The organism is Brotaphodocola sp. (assembly GCF_983179755.1).
This window is the reverse complement of sequence record NZ_CFAHBC010000001.1, coordinates 228826-246389: the sequence shown is the minus strand read 5'-3', so window position 1 is coordinate 246389 and position 17564 is coordinate 228826. Positions and strand designations below refer to the sequence as shown.

The window sequence follows — 17564 nt, the reverse complement described above, 5'->3', positions numbered from 1 at the left end:
AGGTCTAAATCTTATATCTTATCGTTTCAGGTAACGGTCAAAGAACTCAATCTGCAGTTTCTTGACTGAATCCTGGAAGAACTCTCTTGAACCGTGTCCGGCACCCGGGAAGGTATAGAATTCTACTCGATCCTCCATTCCCGCAGACACGATCTTCTGATAGAGCACCTCACTGCTCTTCTCGATCGGGACGAGCGGGTCATTGTCACCGTGCAGAATCTGGAGCGGACACATCTTCGGATTTACCATGTTGACCGGGCTTGCAAGCTCCGCTCTCTCCTTCATCGTAGCCGGATCTCCGCCGATCAGCGCACCGCCGTGGGTGTCCTCAAGACGATGCCAGCGGAAATTCGGATCGGAGAAGCGGGCTTCCTCGCCCTCCATCAGCGCACGCACATCGACCGGTCCAAACATGTCACAACTTGCCTGAATCTCGGAGGAGTAGCCAGCCCACTCTTCACCGTCAAATCCGTCCTGATTCATCGCCATCATCGCAGAGAGGTGACCGCCCGCGGATCTTCCAAACACGCCGACCCGCTCCGGATCAATCTCGTACTTCTGTGCATTTGCACGCAGGAAACGAACTGCGGTCTTCACATCGAGTAACTGGTCCGGATAATGTCCCTGTGCACTGCTCCGATAGTAGATCGATGCCACAACGTAGCCCGCATTTGCAAACTCTGCCATCTCGCCGAGCATCAGGTTCTTGTCAGCCCCTCTCCAGCCACCGCCCGGAATCCACACGAGTGCCGGCTTCGGGCTGTGATCCTCCTTCGGATCATCTTCGCCGACTGCCAGACGCATCTCGCTGTTTCCATTCTGAAGCAGAATCGACATCTTCAATTCCAGAGGATTTCCCTCGAGATCTTTTACATTTGAATATACGACATTGTCAATCAATGTCAGAGTTTTCTTTTTTGTACCTGGATCAAATACTTTTCTCATTGTATGAGCTCTCCTTTTTTTCTTTTTCAAGCTGACATAGACAAAGCATTTTGCCATCCTGCCAATAAAGCCCTGCCTCAGCAAATGAATGATGAAGCAGGACTCGATTTTTTAACCTCATCCGTAAATCAGTTTTAGCCGTAAATCGGGAAGAAGATATTAATTCCGATAATCAACGCAATCAGCGTGAGCACAAGAAGCGGAAGCGTGAACTTCATCGTCTTGATCGGGTTCTGATTGCCGATACCAAATGCCATCATCGTTCCGGAACAACCGGTCGGCATTACAAATGCGAGCCATGCAGATACGCAACAGCAAAGAACAACTGCCTTCACATTCATTCCACCTGCCAGTGCGGTCGAAGCTGCGATCGGGCTCATCAGAGCCATCGTTCCCATGTTGGACATGAAGTTTGTCATCAGCGCGCAGGCAACACAGAAGACGATGCTGACAAAGAGTCCGCTCGGATGACCACCAAGGATATTCAATACGGTCTGACCGATCAGTTCGCCGACACCGGTCTTGGAAAGGGCGGTGGAGACAACGCTCATTCCGGCTACCATCCATACCATATCGCAAGTCAGAGTCTTCATAACCTCCGGAATCGGAAGTACTTTAAACACGATCAGAATCAGAAGACCGGCAGACGGAATTACATTCGTAATGTCGCTTCCGAGCTGTTCGGTAAATGCAAATCCCAACATGATTGCGATAAATACTGCAAAGATCATGAACTCATTTTTCTTGGAGATCGGCTCTACATCCTTGACATCCTTAACCTGAGACTTGTCGATTGAGCCATTCGGGATCAGTTTATAGAATAACACACAATAGATCGTTCCTACAATCAGAGGAAGAATTCCTGCCTTGCAGAAATCGGTAATTCCAAGATAATCCTCCGGTCCTACCAGTCCCTGATAATAGGAAGTGATGGTGCCCGGCATCGTTGCTCCCATACCGATCGGGAACTTGGATGTTGCCAGACAGTTGATCGTTGCTACAAGAAACAGCAGTCTCGACGGAGAGTACTCGCTGTCATCGTCAAAAGTCTGAATAAAGAGAAGCATAACGGAAATGCAGGCAACCTGTCCCATCAGCTGAGACAGAACAATCGTCATTCCACACATACCAAGGATCAGAAGCAGACCGCTCTTTCCCTGAAGTTTTCCCATCACCCCTCTTAACCGGTGAATCAAACTCGTCTTTCCGAGTGCGCTTGCAACTACAATCATCGGTGCGATCATCAGTGTCGTACTGCTCGACAGACCGGAAAACGCAGTTTTCAGATCCAGAACGCCTGTGAATACAAAGAGAACACAGCAGATCATTGCGGTCACACCATACGGCAGAACATGCGTCAACAGCATGACTACCATAAATACCAGAATACACAAAGCCATTATCATCTGTACATTCATCTCAAACTATCTCCCATTACATTTTTGCATGCAAAAAGAATCCAGTTCGCCCTCTGCTCATGATATTCGGCCGTGCAGAATGTTCACAAAACCTTTTTCTTCCCACTTGTTATGTTAGTATTTTATCATTGTCTTTGTAAATACACAATCCAACTACCGCTATATATATTATTACAAAAAGCTATACTTTTTCTTGACTTTTCGCCCCACATCCACTATTCTGTCCTTATCCAACTCACTTCTCGCTTTTCTTGCACAAGTCGTTTTTCGCCCTGTGCAAAACCAGAAGTCATAGAAAGGAATTCCATATGAATATTAAAACCCTGTCCTACCTTGTCGCAATCGCCGAGACCGGTACTCTGTCCGGAGCCGGAAAAAAACTCGGGATCTCCCAGCCGACGTTAAGCGCCTTTCTCTCCAACTTAGAGTGTGAACTCGGAATCGACCTCTTTGTCCGAAACAAGAAACAGATGATCCCGACGCCTGCCGGACGCATCTACCTCGATGCCTCAAGAAAGATTCTCGCTGTGCAGGAACAGACCCTTCAGTCCATTCATCAGCTCAGCGTCAAGCCGACTGAGACGATCCGCATCGGTGTGACTCCCCTGCGCGGTTCCGCGATGGCAGCGCAGATTTTCTCGAAATTTTCTCAGCGTTTTCCCACCGTTCGTCTGGAAATGCGCGAGGGCTATATGCGCGACTTAAAAGAAATGGTAAGAAACGGCAGTGTCTCCTGCTCTCTCGGAACGTGTTTTGACACGGAATCCACCGAGTTTGACTATGTGACGCTTTTTCGCGAAGAGATCGTCCTCGGTGTCCCGTCGTTCCACCCGCTTGCCGGGCGTGCAAGCGAACGAAATGCCGGGCAACGCTTTGCCTCTGTCTCGATCAACGAGTTTTCTGATTCTCCATTCATCATCATGTCCCCGGGAAGCTCGGTTCGCGCCGTCTCCGACTATATTTTCAGCCAGGCTGGTTTCCATCCCACCGTTGTCTTTGAGAGTGGAAATAACATCGTCATCCGAAATATGATCTATGGCGGAGCCGGTGTCGGTTTTCTTCCTATTTCATTTGCAATCGAGCACTCCTCCGATATTGTTTACCTCTCGCTCTCCCCACGGATTTCCCTGGATCTTTGCGTCATTCTTCGGAAAAATCATGTCCTGTCAGCGAGTGAACGCTACTTCATCTATCTGATGATATGTCATGATCTCTCAAATCCGATTTACACTCCGGATTTCAACGCAATCGCGCGCTCGATCTGGGAAGAGTTTGCCCCCAATTCCCCACTTGAGCGTTCCCAACCAAGCCCACTTCTCACAGGACTCTAAGAGAACACCCAAAGGAACTTCGAGAGCACATTTTCAGAAAAGGAGATACTATGAACACCCAAACTCTTGAATACATCATCGCGATTGCGGAAGAAAAATCGATCTCCCGCGCCGCCGACCGCCTTCTCGTCTCACAGCCCGCGATCAGCCGACAGCTCAAGCGCGTCGAGGAGCGCCTCGGCACAAAGCTCTTTCTGCGCGAGCGGGGCGAGATGATTCTCACCGATGCCGGCAAAATCTATGTGAACGGGGCGCGATCCGTCCAAAGTATTTACGAGCACGCACTTGAGGAGATCCGAAAACTCGAACAATCCGGAAAACGACAGATCACTTTCATCTATAATAATGCGCTTCTGCCGGATTTCTCCGTCGACATCCTGTCTGAGTTTCGCAAGCTCCATCCGAATACAAGAATCAGCACAATCGATGGCAATGCCTCGATCGCAAAGGATTACCTCTCAAATGGAATGGCAGATCTCGCCGTCATCGCGACGAGGGAGGCAAGCCACACGATGCTCGAGTTCATGCCCCTCAGAGATGAAGAACTCATGCTTGCCCTGCCCGCCTCTCACCCCGCAGTCTCCTCATTTGAGAAACATGGGGTTGATCTCTCCCTGCTTCGAGATGAGCCCTTTATCTTAAACCAGCAGAACAGCTATTTCCGAAGTCTTGAGAGAGAGATCCTCTCCCACTGTTCGTTCACCCCGGATGTCCTCTGTGAGATCCGCGACTTGAATGCATCGAGCAACATGGTCGCAAACGGTAAAGGCATCGCCTTCCTTCCGCGCTCGGTCTACGATCACGCGGAAGGATGCCACCTGTTCTCTCTGCCAGAGCCGATGATCTTTCATGTCGTCATTGCCTACTCAAAAGGAATCATCCTGACCGGTCCAATCCGCGATCTGATTATGCTTTTGCTCAAAAATGCCCCGCAGTAAACAAATAACACCGATGCCTGATTTATCCCCAACACCCCACATATTTTGACACAAAAAACCTCCTCTGTGGCTGACCCAAAACCACAGGGGAGGTTTCTTCTTAATTTTTATTTCTTATTTATCTCTGATTTTATTTCCAGATTGCGCTCAGAATCAACAGTTCTACAATGCCGACACCGACCATGATCAGGGAAACTGCTGTCTTACACTTTACCTGGTCTTTCAGCTCCGTCAGACCGAACATTCCATTGAATACCCAGAATCCACTGTCGTTGAAGTAACTGAAGGCGATTGCGCCGATACAGCTTGCCTGTGCCATCAGAACCGGATTCAGTCCAAGCTGGCTGATAAGCGGAGCTGTCAGGGAAGCTGCGGTTGTGATCGATACGGTTGCAGATCCGAGTGCCAGACGCATCAGAGCACCGATGATAACCGGGATCAGGATTGCCGGGATCGGAAGAGCCATAACGGTTGCACCGAGTGCATCACCGATACCGCTGACTTTTACGATGTTACCAAGAGAACCACCGGCACCGGTGATCAGCATGATCATACCGGTATCCTTAATACTCTCGTTCATGATGCCGATGACTTTCTTCTGGTCCATATGTTTTCCAAGACCGTAAACTGCCATCGTCGTACCAATTCCAAGTGCCACGATCGGGGAACCGAGCAGGCTGATGATCTCATAGACAGCACCACTGTCGAGAGAGGTCAGACCGGCAACAGTCTTGCAGAGAATCAGAACGATCGGAACCAGAATCGGGGAGATGGAATCCCACAGACCCGGAAGCTCTTTTGCGTTCATGATCTCATCAAGCTGATCCATAGACTTGATGTATTCTTTCTTGAACTCCTTGCGATCAAATGTGCCATCGGTGTTCGGAACCTGATAAATTTTCGTTCCAATCCACTTGGAATACAGCATTGCTGCAATAAAAATCGGAATGGACAGCAGGCTTCCTGCGATGATCATCTGACCGACATCAACGCCCATCATTCCTGCAGCAGTCAGAGGACCCGGAGTCGGCGGAACAAGTACATGAGTACATTGAAGACCACATGCCATTGCAAGTGCCAGACCGATGACGGATTTTCCGCTGACGCGGGAAAGTGCTTTACACAGAGGTGCAAAGATAACAACTGCGGAATCTGCAAATACCGGAATCGAAACCAGCCATCCGGTGATACCAAGTGCCCACTCTTCTTTTCCTTTTCCGATTGCCTTGATAAAGGTGTAAGCGAGACGCTCGGCAGCTCCGGTTTTCTCCAGAATTCCACCCATCATAACGCCAAGTCCAATAATGATACCTGTACTCTTTAATGTGTTACCAAATCCGTCCTGAATCGCTGTGATCGCATCAGACGGAGTCATTCCTCCCACGAGACCGCAAATCAGTGCAGCCAGAAGAAGTGCAATGAACGTATGTGTTTTCGTCTTCATGACCAGAATGATCATAATTGCAATTCCAAGAACTAATCCCAGAAGCATCTGCGTTTCCTGTGACATACCCAACTCCTCTTTCCTTGCTTTCTTTGCTAATTTTCTTTTGTGTCGTATCTTTTTTTGTGTCTTTTTTGTTTGATTTGTTGTCTGAACATCGCACCGGTTACGATCGTTTCATTCACGATTGTCATTTCGTTGACGATGTCATTATAGCGAGTTTTTCTCTCTAAGTAAAACGCGTACTTCTGATAGATCTATAAGTTTTTTGAATAGTATTTTGACGGTTTTTGATACACTTTTGTCATTATATACAAAAAAGACCCGGTAAATCCGAAGATTTACGAGTTTTTTTGTGCGTTTTCCCACACCTCTTTTCTTAATCTTAATATAGCCTTTATGTTATGAGTCCTGGTTTTCCACGCTTCTATTTCTCATTTTCCAAGATTTTTTCAGGCTTTCGACTATTTTCTCTCAATCCTTTTTCTCAGTCTTTTTTGTCAACGCTTCTCGTGAGAATCACATCACTCTCAAGACCGAGCACATTCGCGATCACAACCTCACCTTCTATAACCGGAGCATTCAGATGAACCTTTCGGATCTCTGCCATCACATCAAAAATCCGGTCTTTCGGAATCGGCTTCGTCAGCCGGACACTTGCGAGTGGAAGCTCTCCGCCTGTCACAAGCACCGAGGTTGCAATATTTCTCATCGGAGCGATAAGCTCCTGCGTCACATATGCTTTTCCTTTCGGACACTTATTTCCACAGATGCTCAAAATCTCCATTTTCCCCTGATTTTCTTCGAGTTCTGCCGTGATGTCACAGCCCTGCGGACACATAATACAGGTAAATGTTCTCAGCATACCACTCTCACCTCCAGATCATCCTGCTCGTTCAACTGCTCTGCCTTCAGTTTCATCTGAATCATCTCTGCCGGAAGCGCCTTCGGGAATTTCTGCTTCTTCACGACCTTATCGCCCTGACAGATCTCCACGGTACAGCCTTTCAGCGGTTTTCTCACCCGGAAGGAAACCGTCACATCACTCGTTCCACTGATTCTCGCCGGTACGAGCTGACCGACAAGCGCATCGCCTTTCACGGCGAGCTTACACTCTGGAAGATTTCCCTCTCTGACATAACGCACTGCGCAGTCTGCAAGCGCCTCCGCCTCCATCGACACAAAATCGACGAGATCATGAACGTGAAGCACATTTCCTGCGGAAAATATTCCCGGCACCGTCGTCTGGTAGCTCTCATCTACCGATGCGCCCTTTGTTCCCGGATCTTCTTTGGCTCCCGCTCCCCAGGTCAGCTCATTCTCCGGAATCAGTCCAACGGAAAGAATCAGCGTGTCACACGGATATTCTTTTTCGGTTCCCGGAATCGGCTGTAAATGCTCGTCCATCTCGGAGATCACAACCGACTCGAGTCGGTCTTTTCCGCGGATATCAGTCACTGAATGGCTCAAATACAGCGGAATGTGGTAGTCATTTAAGCACTGTTCAATATTTCTCGGAAGTCCGCTCGCATACGGCTGAAGCTCAAAAACTCCGATGACATGTGCGCCCTCGAGCGTCATTCTGCGCGCCATGATCATTCCGATGTCTCCGGAACCGAGGATCACAACCTCTTTTCCGACCATCTCATTCCTGAGGTTGATATACGCCTGGGCGACACCTGCGGTGTAAATGCCTGCGGGGCGGGTTCCCGGAATGCTGATCGCTCCTCTCGTTCTCTCCCTGCATCCCATTGCGAGCACAACGGCTTTCGCCTGAATCTCGGCAAAACCCTCTTTTGCGGAAGATGCATAGACTTTCTTGTCCTTTGTCACCTCGAGCACAGTCGTGTCGGTCATGCACGGAATTCCGAGTTCTTCTGCCTGATGCACAAACCGGGAGGCATATTCCGGTCCGCTGAGCGTCTCCCCGAAACGGGTCAGTCCAAAGCCGTCATGGATACACTGTCTCAAAATTCCGCCCGGCTTTTTCTCGCGCTCCAAAATCAAAATGTCGGTTACTCCTTTTTTGTAAAGTTCAATGGCACTTGCAAGTCCGGCAGGACCACCGCCGATGATCACTACATCCACATTTCTCATTTCGCGTCCCTCACTCTCCCTGTAAACATGTAGGAATCTTTCTTTGAATATCGCACATCTTCCGGTTTCTCTCCAAGTTCTTCCTCGATCATATCGGTGATTCTCGTCTCACAGTAACCACCCTGACAGCGTCCCATCGTCGCGCGCGTCCGGTTCTTGATTCCGGTCACAGTATGAACGCCGAGAGGATTGTGAATCGCGGAAAGGATCTCTGCCTTCGTCACAGTCTCACACCGGCAAACGATCTCGCCATAAAGAGGATTTTTCTCGACTGCCTCTCTCTGCTCCTCGCGCGTCATATCGTAGAAACGCTTCGGCGCCGGGCGAACCGGGTTAAACGTCTCATTTTTCTGCGGATTTTCTTTTGCGACAAGTCGTGCGACTGCGCGCCGTGCAAGCGGAAGCGCACAGGTGATTCCCGGCGACTCGATGCCGACGAGGTTGACTGTGTGTGGATGCGCCTCATCCGACTCGAGCAGAAAATCGAGGATCTCGCCAGTCTCCGGATTATACCGCTTCCAGCGGATTCCTGCAAAGTTGCGAATAAAATACTCTCGCTTCATCTGCTTGAACATCCGGCTTCCATCTGTAAACAGACCGTCGAGATGTGGTTTTGTGACCTTGTAATCCTCACGATCCTCAGTTACATAGGAATCCGGACCAACAAGCACATTTCCATCAACCGTAGGGGTCGCATGGGTGGAAAATCCGCCCTTGTCGTTCGGAGCCGGATAAACCGGAATCGAGAGATACTTTCCAGCTTTCTTGTCAAGCACATAGTACTCGCCCTTGAAGCCCTTCGTCGGATAATTCGGATAGCCGAGCATCTCGGAAATCTCCGGCGCATACATACCCGCACAGTTGATCACCCATCTCGTCGCATACTCGTTCTCCTCGGTGTGAATCCGGTAATCGCCATCTTCCGAGTCTGGACGGTCAATCTTTACGACTTTTTCTCCAAAATGGAACTTCACACCGTTCATGCACGCATTCTCGGCAAGTGCAATCGTGTACGCCATCGGATCGAGAATTCCGGAGGATGGCACATACATTGCGAACTCTCCACCGGCATTCGGATCGATCTTCTCGATCTCTTCCTTGTCGATCATCCTCATGCCCTCGACACCATTCTTCTCCCCGATCACCTTGTACTTTAAGATATTCTCGCGGTCGTGCTCGGTAAACCCGACAACGAGCTTTCCGGTACGCTTAAATGGAACACCAAGCTCCTTTGCGACCTGATCGAACTCCTTGTTTCCCTCAACGGCACACTCTGCTTTTAAGGAACCTGGCTTGTAGGTAAATCCGGCGTGAAGCATACCAGTGTTTCTACTGCTGTTTCCGCATGCCACATCGAGTTCTTTCTCAAGCACACAGCTGTTTAAACGGTATCTCGCAAGCTCTCTTGCGACCGCAGAACCGACAACCCCCGCGCCGATCACGATGACATCAAATCGTTCCATTCTCTCTCACTTCTCCTGTACTTCTTTTTTTCGCGTTACTGTTCACACGTTGCGCAAACAGCAACGGATTTTACCGATGCTTCGCATTCCAGATCGGCAAATTCTACTACCACCGCCACTGTATCATACGGTATTTTCAGTTCAGAAAATGCCTACCCATATACAATAACTTTTTCGCCATTTTTTTGATAATTTTTCTCTTGAATTCTTCTGTGTTTTATTATATATATGGAGTATATGTTAGTCAAATTGATGTTTCTTACTTATATGTTAGTTTTTCTAATGTTTATAAGTGAAAAATTCGTTTGCGATCGGCAGATAATCACGATCAAATCATTATCATGAAAGCAGGTATCATACTATGGATTTAAAGCAAATTGAATACATCATTGCAATCAGCGAGGAACACAGCATCACACGCGCAGGCGAAAAGCTCTTCATCACCCAGTCAGCGCTCAACCAGCAGCTTCAAAAACTGGAAAAAGAGCTCGGCACTCCTCTTTTCATCCGCACCCGCTCCGACTGGCAGCTCACACCGGCGGGGCAGATCTATGTCGATTCCGCAAAAGAGATTCTGAATATCCGAAAGGACGCATACAGCCGGATTCACGACCTCGCTGAACAGTCGCATCGGCAGTTCACAATCGGTCTGATCCCGGAACGCGGGGTCGATATGTTCACCGCAATTTATCCTGCTTTTCACCGCGAACTCCCGAATGTCATCCTCGAGCCGATCGAACAGAACGTCCGCACGATGCAGAAACAGATCTCAAAAGGAAACATCGATCTCGGTCTGATCACACTCATGCCGGACCAGAAAGATGACAACACTTACCTGCATATGGCAGACGAGGAAATCTTTCTCGCTGTTCCCACCTCCCATCGCTTTGCAAAGCTCGGAAGTCCAGACCGAAAGACGGCTCCGGAGATTTCTCTGACACAGTTTCAGGAAGATCCCTTTATTCTGATTGCCCAGACTTCCACGATGTACCCGCTTGTGGAGCGACTGTTTGCGGAATCCGGATTTGTACCGAAAGTGTTGTTTTCGACCAGCAGTAATGTCAGCAAGTATCGGATGGTAAATGCCGGGGTCGGATGCGCACTTCTTCCTGCAACCTTCGCCGTCCCGCTTGAAAATGTCGTCTACTTCCGCCTGACCCAGCACCCGCACTGGGAAGTCACGATCTGCTGTCGCAAGGATGCTTATTTAAGTTATGCGGAGAAGAGATTTTTAGAGCTGTGTCAGGAGTATTGGGTGGAGAAGTTGGATTAAAAATATCAAAATACAACAAAATACGCCCCGCCAGGGAACAGGCGGGGCTGATGCATCTTCGATGTACAATTTCCTGTATGCTTTTACGTTTCGTTCAACTCAACACTCGCAGAGCATACATATAACATTCAAATAACGCAGGTTTTTAAATAAACATATTGATAATCAATAGCTCGACGACTCCGACTCCTGCCATGACCATCGAGACGGCAGTCTTACATTTCAACTGATCTTTCATATCTGTCAGTCCAAACATTCCATTGAATACCCAGAATCCACTATCATTGAAATATCCAAAGGCGATTGCGCCGATACAGCATGCCTGTGCAAGCAGAACCGGGGATACGTTGAGCATCGGAAGAAGCGGAGCTGTCAGGGAAGCAGCGGTCGTGATTGCAACGGTTGCAGATCCGAGAGCGATTCTCATCAGTGCTGCGATGATAACCGGAATCAGGATTGCCGAGATCGGCCAGCTGACTACCATGGAACCGAGGACATCACCGACACCGCTGACTTTTACAACATTTCCCAGAGAACCACCGGCACCAGTGATCAGCATGATGATACCGGTATCCTTGATGCTGTCGTTCATGATGCTGATGATCTGCTTCTGATCCAATTTTGCGCCAAGACCATAAACAGCAAGCGTCGTACCGATTGCAAGAGCCACGATCGGAGCACCAAACAGATTTACCACATTGTAAAGCAGTCCACTCTCGATGGAAGTCAGGCTTAAACCAGTCTTGCAGAAGATCAGGATAAGCGGAACAACGATCGGAGAGAGGGAGTTCCAAAGACCCGGAAGCTCTTTTGCGTTCATAATCTGGTCGAGCTGATCCATCGTCTTGATGTACTCTTTCTTGAATTCTTTGCGGTCATAGGTACGAATCTGATGAATTACCACGCCTGATGGCGTAGGAAACGAAGACTTCAGACGTGGTAATTCATGTGGAGTATGGTCAGAGAATCTGTTTTCTCAAGAAAGTAGCCTACAACATCATTAATGATCTCGCTGAAAATAAGGCCGGCACGCTCTCGATCGGGCTGACTCCGGAACGTGGAATCAATATGCTGATGAGTATTTATCCGGAATTTCACAAACAGTTTCCGAACATCAAAATTGAACCTACCGAGATTGGTGTCCACAAGCAACAGAACATGGTCAATAAGGGCGATCTCGACATTGGCTTCGTAACCGTGACTCCAAAGGACAAAAACAGCGACGATTACGACCACATTCTCTACGAGGACATTTTTCTCGCCGTTCCCCGCTCCCATCCGCTCGCCAAGAACGCCTCTGCGCCCGGAGAACCGTTCACCACGATCGATTTGAAAGCATTTCGGGATGAGTATTTTGTGCTGATGTTCAAGAGTTCGACGATGAGGACACTGATTGATCCGCTGTTTGAGGAAGCCGGATTTCAGCCGAAGATTCTGTTTGAGACAGCAAGCAATGTGACGATGAGAAACATGGTAAAAAACAATATGGCATGTACGCTTCTTGCTCAGAGCTATGTAGGCGATCTCTCAGACATTGCCTATTTCTATCTGCCACAGCGCCCGCGCTGGGAGCTCTGTGCCCTGCACAAGAAGGGGTATTACCTGACAAATGCCGCCCAGAATTTTATCAGCCTGGCAATGCGTTATTTCAAAGAAAAAAGCCTGGAGATGCGGACTCAGAGTTTCTGAGTCCGTCCCCAGACTTTTATCAAATAAAAGAATCATTTATTCCGGAATCCTGTCAGTCAGGTTGCCCTCTTCATCAAACACAAGCTCCTGTGGCTCGTCGAGAGCCTCCACACCCGGATATCTGCCTGCCTTGACATCCTCATAGTAGGACTCGGACAGCATGATCTCTCCGATATGCAGGCTGTTTGCGATTCGCACCATTCTCACATGATCCTTGTCGATCTTGTTGCAGGTCTTGATACAGATCTGGATTGCCTCTTTGTCGTTTGCAACGACACATGGAATCCGCGCGGACGCGAGAACCGTGCTCGTGATACAGTTCGGATACATTTTTTCAATATCCATCTCATCAAAGATCTTCTTCGTGATTGCGGAGGCAAGACCACAGCCGAGCGCATTTCCGTGCGAAGCCTCACTCAAATTCAGAAAACACGTTCTCTGCACCTTGATTCCGCCGGTTGCATACGGGGTTGAGAATGTTCCGGTGATATTCGGGTCAACACCGGTTCCACTGTAATTCTTTCCGACCTCATCGACAACGAGGACATCGGTCTCCCCGACAATAAGTTTCGGCATATTCGTGAATGCATATTTCAAAAGTTCCGGCTCTCTTGTCATGATATCCTTTGCAAGAATCGCCTCGATTTTACAGGTCTCATCGTAGGCATTCTCGATACACGGGATGGCGAGAAGAATCTTCGCTTTCTCGAGAACAACCTTTGCCATCGTCGGAATGTTCTGGGCAATCACATCCATACCATCACTGTGCACGAGGGAAGCTCCCGCCTGCTTTCCAAGACCGACCGTCATCATCTTACACGGACCGCTCTCGTAGCGACCGCGGAATGCATTATGCGGTTTCAGACGACAGGACACGATAATTCCGTCTGCCTCGTAGGCATTCTTGTCCAGATAAACCGTTCTTCCACGCTCCGACACGCCAAGCTCCACGACCTCCATCGAAGACTTGATCGGACATCCCATCGTCTCCGGTGTGATGTTGTAGCTTGCGAGAATCTCAAGCTGTCCCTCCGCAGTCGCTCCACCATGGCTTCCCATCGCCGGAACAATAAATGGCTTTGCCCCTCTCGATTTCACAAAATCCACGATTGATTTCGTGATAATATCCACGTTTCGGATTCCACGGCTTCCCGCTGTGATTGCGATCTCCATTCCCGGCTGAATCAGGGATGCAAACTGCTCCTGTCCGAGTTCACGGTTCACAACTGCCGGAATCTCCTCAGCCGTGATGACCTCACGCGGAAATGTCTGCTTTGCATGAAACATCTTCGGAATCTTTGTGTCTTTCAAAAGTTTTGAAACCGTGCCTCCAACTGTTACTTTCATTTTGTCCTCCTTCTCCCGCACTCCTCCATATATCTTCGATCAACGATGCTTTTTCATCATCCGTGATCCATGTATACAGATCTCCTATGTACTCTGTTCTACGCAAGTTTCTTTCTGCCATTATTATAAAAAATCCTCATAATAAAGTAAATTTAATAATTCTTTGAGGTGTGTTAATAAAACTAAGATTACGACAAACCATAACAAAACGAAGGATTGAAGGATGTGGCATCAACTTGATCTTAGCCAAAAGGGGCAATTTGTTCTCGAAAAAGCGTATCGACGCACATTTTTGAGAGAATTTTTTACCCTTATACAATATCCAGATAAACTTTTCTCGTCGGTGCCGGGAACTCCTTATCGATCATTGCCAGCTCCTCTGCACTGAGCACAATCTGATCTGCACCTGCATTCTCAAGCGTGTGCTCTGCATGACCACTTCTCGGAATTGCGATCACATCTCCCCCACGAATGACAAAAGCGAGAAGCACCTGGGAAACCGTTGCTCCATGTGCCTGTGCAATCTTATTTAAAACGGCACTGCCATAGAGACCACGGCGCAGATCTCCGCCCTGAGCAAGCGGACAGTATGCCATAACCGGAACATGATGCTCTCTCATCCACGGCAGAAGATCATACTCGATTCCACGGGATGCCACATGGTAGAGCACCTGGTTGACCGCACAGTTCTTTCCGCCCGGAACGCTCCAAAGCTCCTCCATGTCAGCCGTATCAAAGTTGGAAACACCCCATCTGCGGATCTTTCCTTCCTTCTTGAGCTGTTCCATGCATGCAACCGTCTCCTCAAGCGGAATCGCACCGCGCCAGTGAAGCAGGTAGAGATCAAGATAATCAACCCCCATTCGCTTCATGCTCGCCATACAGCTCTTAAAAATGTTGCGTCGTCCTGCATTGTGCGGATACACTTTAGAAACGAGAAAAAGCTCTTCCCGCTTGAGTTCCGGAAGCGTCTTTCCAATCAGCTCCTCCGCCTTTCCATTTCCGTACATCTCTGCGGTGTCAATCAGCGTCATTCCGGCTCCAACACCAGCGCGAAGTGCTTCCTCCTCCTGCTTTAAGCGAGTCGGATGCTCTCCGAGAAACCAGGTTCCCTGTCCGATTGCCGGTACCTTTGCACCATCCGGCAGTGTTACCATATTTTTCATTTCTTACACCTCATTCTTTAATTCTATTTTTTTTACCGTCACTTGTTCAAATCAACGCTTACAGCGACTTAGCGCAAATTCAGCCCCGCGACAGCCCCGGATTTTCGGATAAACCGAAGCCCGAACCTGATCACAAGGCTGATTTCGCACACCCGTCTATGTTTTGTCCATTCCGGGATTTATTTCATTTATATAAAAATTACTTAAAATTACATTTCAACTTCAACTCTCACAGATCGACCCAAGATCCATGATGGATTAGCTTTGAACGCCTTCACAAAACCAAAATTTTCAATCATCGATATCGATACTCAAGATTTACCATCTACCTACATCGCCATGCACCAGAGCGGAATCGAGAGCATTGAGAGCAGCGTGGAGACAACCACACACTTTGTTCCGAATACATAATCGCAGTTGTACTTCGATGCCAGAATCGGAGCTGTGCTTCCAGCCGGCATTCCGGAAATCAGGATGCAGACGCCTGCAACAATTCCGCTGATGCCAAAAACACGACATCCCACGAGAACAAGGAACGGAACAAGCACCAGACGCACCACGGTGATTACCATTGCATCTCTGTTCAGCATATCTCTCGGCTTCACTTCCGCAAGCATCATACCGATCAGGATCATTGTGCTCGGCGTTGTGCAGGCTCCAGCTGAATTGATTCCTTTTTGCAATGCCTGAAGCAGGATCTTCACAATCAGTCCGACCGGACCGAGGGAAGTCACCATCCAGGTATACACTGCTCCGAGCGGCTGCTGAAACAGAAGCAGTCCAAGTCCAATGTATACCGCAATGATACACGGATGAACTGCAATCTTTTTCATAACCGTCTTAAAATCCGGACTCTCCGTAAAGCACGCAATTCCGGCAGACCACATCATAACACGCATCGGAATGATGAAGACAGAGGCATACATCATGCCCTCAGCTCCGAAGACTCCCTCCGCAATCGGGAGTCCCAAGAATCCAGAGTTTGAAACCAGGGTGCAGTAGCGCATGACCCGGCGCACTCCATCCGGACGGTTTCGATAAAACACCTTGCTCATTCCATAGCAGACTGCCTGCACAACCAGAGAGGTCGCCAGAACAACCGCAAATTTTTGCAGAATCGACACGTCAAACTGCATCTGAAAGGAATGAATGATGTTGCAGGGCAGGAAGAAATACAGCACGAGATCCGTGAGCATTCCCTTTCCCTCTGCCTTCAAAATTCCAATTTTTTTGAGAATGGCACCCGCAGCGACCATGAGAAACATCATGCACTGCAACGTCCACAGCCCGGTAATGTCCATGGATTACGCCTTCTTTCCAATCTCCATTCCTGCACGAATCAGGCGGAACGTGCGCTCTGCTGCACCGCGATACAGCTCCTCCGCACGGTCAAGGGCTTCCTCAATGTCCATTGCGCCGTTGATCGTAGACATGATACTGTCCACACCAAACTCATAAATCTTCTCAGCGCCATCTCCCATACCGCCGACAATCGCAACAGCCGGAACACCGTGGTTCTTGCAACGCAGACCGATTCCACTCGGAACTTTTCCGAATGCGGACTGCCAGTCGATTCTTCCCTCTCCAGTCACAACCAGATCGGTTCCCTCAAGCAGACCGTCAAAATTAATCAGATCAAGCACGGTCTCAATGCCGGACTTTAAGGATGCATGAAGGTATCCACAGAGAGCTGCTCCAAGACCACCTGCTGCACCTGCACCTGCCATCTGCTCGACATCCATGCCATTCTCGCGCATCATCTGAGCATAGTGCTTCATGCCTGCCTCAAGCCGGTCAAGAATCTCCGGGGTACCGCCCTTCTGCTTGCCGAAGGTGTAAGTCGCGCCGTCCGGTCCGGTCAGCGGATTGTTGACATCGCACATAACGGTGATCTCTGCCTCAGCGATAGCCGGATGAAGACCGCTCATATCGATTTTTGCAACTTTCTCAAGGTCTGCGCCACAGCCAGAAAGCTCTGCGCCATCCACATCGAGGAAACGAACTCCAAGCGCACGCATTGCGCCCATTCCACCGTCGTTCGTTGCACTTCCGCCGATTGCAATCGAGAGCTTGCGGTATCCCTGATCCAAGGCATCCTTGATCAGCTCACCGGTTCCGTAGGTTGTCGTGTTTAACGGATTGCGCTTCTCGGTCGGAACCATCGGAAGACCAGATGCGCTTGCCATCTCAATGATTGCGCTGTCGCCGTGGAATACACCGTAAGAAGCCTCCGTCTCCTCCATCAGAGGTCCGTGAACCTTCACCTTGCGCAGAGAGCCTTTTGTCACTGCAATGACTGCATCAACCGTTCCCTCACCGCCGTCTGCGATCGGAACTCCGCTTGTCTCACATCCCGGGAAAATTTTCTCTGCCGTCTCGGTCAAAAGACGAATGATCTGCTCTGAGGACAGGGTCCCCTTAAAAGAATCAGAAGCAAACAGTAACTTCATAAT

15 protein-coding genes are annotated in these 17564 nt (G+C 49.0%); 4 read left to right on the top strand and 11 right to left on the bottom strand.

From position 1 onward, the window contains the following. Window positions 1-18 precede the first annotated feature (18 nt). Both AC4EVX_RS01025 and AC4EVX_RS01020 read right to left on the bottom strand, forming a co-directional pair. Window positions 19-945: an alpha/beta hydrolase fold domain-containing protein gene (locus tag AC4EVX_RS01025; RefSeq protein ID WP_177978040.1), complete on the bottom strand. Its 927-nt coding sequence runs from the start codon at window positions 943-945 to the stop codon at window positions 19-21. A 134-nt stretch (window positions 946-1079) separates the two neighbouring features. Continuing rightward, window positions 1080-2363: an SLC13 family permease gene (locus AC4EVX_RS01020; RefSeq protein WP_490159373.1), complete on the bottom strand. Its 1284-nt coding sequence runs from the start codon at window positions 2361-2363 to the stop codon at window positions 1080-1082. 308 nt (window positions 2364-2671) lie between these two features. Between AC4EVX_RS01020 and AC4EVX_RS01015 the strand changes: the two genes are divergently transcribed. Together AC4EVX_RS01015 and AC4EVX_RS01010 are read left to right on the top strand one after the other, a co-directional pair. Next, window positions 2672-3694 (top strand): LysR substrate-binding domain-containing protein, encoded by a 1023-nt coding sequence (locus tag AC4EVX_RS01015; protein ID WP_177978042.1) that lies wholly within the window; start codon window positions 2672-2674, stop codon window positions 3692-3694. Between the two features lie 50 nt (window positions 3695-3744). Continuing rightward, window positions 3745-4632, top strand: coding sequence for a LysR substrate-binding domain-containing protein (locus tag AC4EVX_RS01010; RefSeq protein WP_177978043.1), 888 nt, complete (start codon window positions 3745-3747; stop codon window positions 4630-4632). Between the two features lie 130 nt (window positions 4633-4762). Here AC4EVX_RS01010 and AC4EVX_RS01005 read toward each other — a convergent pair whose 3' ends face one another. The 4 genes from AC4EVX_RS01005 to AC4EVX_RS00990 all read right to left on the bottom strand — a co-directional run bounded on the left by AC4EVX_RS01005 (window position 4763) and on the right by AC4EVX_RS00990 (window position 9636). Continuing rightward, window positions 4763-6142, bottom strand: coding sequence for a GntT/GntP/DsdX family permease (locus AC4EVX_RS01005; RefSeq protein ID WP_177978044.1), 1380 nt, complete (start codon window positions 6140-6142; stop codon window positions 4763-4765). Between the two features lie 421 nt (window positions 6143-6563). Beyond that, window positions 6564-6941: a DUF1667 domain-containing protein gene (locus AC4EVX_RS01000; protein ID WP_177978045.1), complete on the bottom strand. Its 378-nt coding sequence runs from the start codon at window positions 6939-6941 to the stop codon at window positions 6564-6566. Further along, window positions 6935-8173: an FAD-dependent oxidoreductase gene (locus AC4EVX_RS00995; protein WP_177978046.1), complete on the bottom strand. Its 1239-nt coding sequence runs from the start codon at window positions 8171-8173 to the stop codon at window positions 6935-6937. The genes AC4EVX_RS01000 and AC4EVX_RS00995 overlap by 7 nt, the downstream gene beginning before the upstream one ends. Beyond that, window positions 8170-9636, bottom strand: a complete 1467-nt coding sequence (locus AC4EVX_RS00990) for an FAD-dependent oxidoreductase (RefSeq protein ID WP_177978047.1) — start codon at window positions 9634-9636, stop codon at window positions 8170-8172. The genes AC4EVX_RS00995 and AC4EVX_RS00990 overlap by 4 nt, the downstream gene beginning before the upstream one ends. A 361-nt stretch (window positions 9637-9997) precedes the next feature. On the opposite strand from AC4EVX_RS00990, the gene AC4EVX_RS00985 reads away from it, so the two are divergent. Beyond that, window positions 9998-10909 (top strand): LysR substrate-binding domain-containing protein, encoded by a 912-nt coding sequence (locus AC4EVX_RS00985; protein WP_177978048.1) that lies wholly within the window; start codon window positions 9998-10000, stop codon window positions 10907-10909. A gap of 145 nt (window positions 10910-11054) precedes the next feature. Here AC4EVX_RS00985 and AC4EVX_RS00980 read toward each other — a convergent pair whose 3' ends face one another. After that, window positions 11055-11813 carry a GntP family permease gene (locus AC4EVX_RS00980; protein ID WP_490159372.1) on the bottom strand — a complete coding sequence of 253 codons (759 nt, stop codon included), beginning with the start codon at window positions 11811-11813 and terminating at the stop codon, window positions 11055-11057. A 32-nt stretch (window positions 11814-11845) separates the two neighbouring features. Between AC4EVX_RS00980 and AC4EVX_RS00975 the strand changes: the two genes are divergently transcribed. After that, window positions 11846-12598 carry a LysR family transcriptional regulator substrate-binding protein gene (locus AC4EVX_RS00975; RefSeq protein WP_490159371.1) on the top strand — a complete coding sequence of 251 codons (753 nt, stop codon included), beginning with the start codon at window positions 11846-11848 and terminating at the stop codon, window positions 12596-12598. A 36-nt stretch (window positions 12599-12634) separates the two neighbouring features. Here the strand turns inward: AC4EVX_RS00975 and AC4EVX_RS00970 are convergent, their stop codons facing one another. From AC4EVX_RS00970 to AC4EVX_RS00955, 4 genes are all read right to left on the bottom strand, one after another. Next, window positions 12635-13945 (bottom strand): nickel pincer cofactor-dependent isomerase, group 22, encoded by a 1311-nt coding sequence (locus tag AC4EVX_RS00970; RefSeq protein WP_177978050.1) that lies wholly within the window; start codon window positions 13943-13945, stop codon window positions 12635-12637. A 311-nt stretch (window positions 13946-14256) separates the two neighbouring features. Then, window positions 14257-15111 carry an aldo/keto reductase gene (locus AC4EVX_RS00965; RefSeq protein ID WP_177978051.1) on the bottom strand — a complete coding sequence of 285 codons (855 nt, stop codon included), beginning with the start codon at window positions 15109-15111 and terminating at the stop codon, window positions 14257-14259. A 329-nt stretch (window positions 15112-15440) separates the two neighbouring features. Then, on the bottom strand, window positions 15441-16412 hold the full coding sequence (locus tag AC4EVX_RS00960; protein ID WP_177978052.1) for an AEC family transporter: 972 nt from the start codon (window positions 16410-16412) through the stop codon (window positions 15441-15443). 3 nt (window positions 16413-16415) lie between these two features. Next, window positions 16416-17561 (bottom strand): glycerate kinase, encoded by a 1146-nt coding sequence (locus AC4EVX_RS00955; RefSeq protein WP_177978053.1) that lies wholly within the window; start codon window positions 17559-17561, stop codon window positions 16416-16418. Window positions 17562-17564 lie beyond the last annotated feature (3 nt).